We start from the raw sequence: 2224 nt of genomic DNA, 5'->3' as shown, positions 1-2224 counted from the left end.
ATGCCTTAAGCCTTCAGCTTTCCAAAAGATATGTTAAATGGTCAGCGTTCAAAATATTATGGCACCGTAATTGCAAAATTGGCTTTCAACAACAAGTTCTTTTACATCTTAAAAACAGGAATAAAAAAATGCTAACACCTTTACTTACCATATAACCTTTATTGTTGAACCATTTAAAATTGTAAGCTATGAAGAAGATAAAAGTAAGCATGTTAGCACTTGCAACTGTGGCATTTGGAGCATTCGCATTTAAGGGCGTTGACGGTGGAACCATAGCAGGTAAAGTAACTCCGGCAGAGGGGGCCACAGAAGCCTGGGCCATTCAGGGAACAGATACATTAACATCACCTGTTACTGATGGTGCCTTTAGTTTTGAACATGCGAAAGTGGGTGCATATACCGTTATTATAGGGGCGAAAGCGCCATTTAAACCTGCAACTGTTACAGATGTTAAGGTGGATGAAGGAAAGTCCACTGATTTAGGAGAAATTAAATTAGCACATTAAGTAAGAGCAATAGTTTGTTTTCATAGGGGTTAATCAAAAAGCCGGTTCCGTACGTCTGTACGGCCGGCTTATTTTTTTATGTGCGTTTCTGCCCGGGTGGCCATTTAAAGGGCATCTCCTCTCCTCTTCTTCTTCAGAAATTAAATTGCTACGTAGGGGTATGTTGTTCCATACACGTCATTTCTTAAAGCCCCCTAAAAATGACGATATGAAAAAGCAATTTATAATTACGTACACCAGTTTAAGTATAGGATGGTTGCTGTTGATGATAGCTATTTTCAGCATTATACTTTCCAGTTGTACAAAAGAAAACATCAATGGTTCGGGCCATGTGATATCGCAAACCCGCAATATTAGCGCGCTCACGGATGTGGAAGTATCGGGCGATTTCGAGGTACACCTGAAACAGGCCGCAGTGACTGCTTTAGAGATAAAAGCAGAAGATAATATTATAGGCGTGGTAGAAACAGGTGTACATGCAAACACGCTGTATGTGCGTATCCGGGAGCGAACCCGTCTTCATAATCATTTGCCTATAAAAGTATATATACAGAGTCCGATTTTTCAGCGACTACAGTTTGATGGCTCGGGTACAGCAGATAATGAGGACACCATACATACGTCTCTCTTTAAGTATGAAATTAACGGCAGTGGTAAAGGCTGGCTTACACTGGCCACTACTGACCTGAATACAACTATTAACGGGTCGGGCGATATGGTACTGAAAGGCCGTGCCAGCACACATAACAGTGAAATTAACGGAAGTGGAACGGTATCGGGTACCGATATGGAAGTTCAAAAAGCGAATATTACGATCAGTGGTTCGGGGGAGCATGCGATATTTGTGCGGCGGCAACTGGATGTGCGAATCAATGGCAGCGGCGAAGTGCATTACAAGGGCGAGGCCAATGTAGTGAGTAATATTAAGGGATCTGGAAAGGTGACCAAACAATAAGCCACTAACTTCGTATAACCTATACTGTTATACTGTCTGTGTTTATAAAACGAAAAAGGCCCCCGCAAATGCAGGGGCCTTTTTTATCTTAAAGGAGGTGCTTTTATCAGGCGCCACCTAATTTGCATTTCTGCAGGACTTCCCATGATTTACCGTTGTGACGGAGGAAGTAGAGGTTATTTACCTTGAAGGTAGCCTCATATTCCTTGTTTTCATATTCAGGCCATGCTTTATTAAACTGATCATCTTCCAGGTCTTTAAAGGCCACGGTAACGTGTGGAGTAAAGCCTGTACGTGCCAGCATTGTACTGAAACCAAATTCCTTACGCAGGAAGTTGATCAGTTGACGGTGCATGGCAGACATGGTTTCACTTTTTTCCACGTTGATGAAGAGTACACGGTTTTGTTTATTCGGGAAAGTACCGAAGCCTTTCAGGGAAACTTCGAATGGTGCCTGTGTTTTGGCAAAATCCGTCAGTTCATCACAGAAAGCTTTTTCCAGTGCCGGATCAGCCGTGAAAGGTACTTGCAGGGTAATATGTGGCAATACTTTCAATGCGTACATTGGGCCATATGATTCTGCAAATTCCTGTTTTATTTTTATGATTTCTTTACCTACTTCTGCAGTTGGCAGGAGGGCGATAAAGTAAATTTTATTATCAGGTTTTGGTTCAAAGCGTTGAGGTCTTCCGCCCTGTCTTGGGCTTCCGCCACCACGGTAACCACCGCCACCGCCGCCGCGATCGTAACCACCGCCGCCACC

Annotated in this window: 3 protein-coding genes; 2 read left to right on the top strand and 1 reads right to left on the bottom strand. The window is 43.1% G+C overall.

The genetic code is table 11. The features are described from left to right. The first annotated feature begins 188 nt into the window (after positions 1 to 188). Together VIP81_RS26090 and VIP81_RS26085 are read left to right on the top strand one after the other, a co-directional pair. Positions 189 to 506: a carboxypeptidase-like regulatory domain-containing protein gene (locus VIP81_RS26090; protein ID WP_331968151.1), complete on the top strand. Its 318-nt coding sequence runs from the start codon at positions 189 to 191 to the stop codon at positions 504 to 506. 208 nt (positions 507 to 714) lie between these two features. Beyond that, entirely contained in the window at positions 715 to 1461 is a 747-nt protein-coding gene (locus VIP81_RS26085; protein ID WP_331968149.1) for a head GIN domain-containing protein, read from the top strand. 106 nt (positions 1462 to 1567) lie between these two features. Here the strand turns inward: VIP81_RS26085 and VIP81_RS26080 are convergent. Next, positions 1568 to 2224 (bottom strand): 2'-5' RNA ligase family protein (locus tag VIP81_RS26080; RefSeq protein WP_414649391.1); only part of this gene is annotated, 657 nt, incomplete at its 5' end.

This window comes from Chitinophaga sp., assembly GCF_036566945.1.
In the GTDB taxonomy this organism is placed as follows: domain Bacteria; phylum Bacteroidota; class Bacteroidia; order Chitinophagales; family Chitinophagaceae; genus Chitinophaga.
The sequence above is the reverse complement of the archived record's forward strand: the minus strand, read 5'-3'. Positions and strand labels throughout refer to the sequence as shown.

Excerpts from the sequence above, each read along its gene's own strand:
- VIP81_RS26085 (WP_331968149.1), top strand. The coding sequence starts at position 715 with ATGAAAAAGCAATTTATAATTACGTACACCAGTTTAAGTATAGGATGG.
- VIP81_RS26090 (WP_331968151.1), top strand. The coding sequence starts at position 189 with ATGAAGAAGATAAAAGTAAGCATGTTAGCACTTGCAACTGTGGCATTT.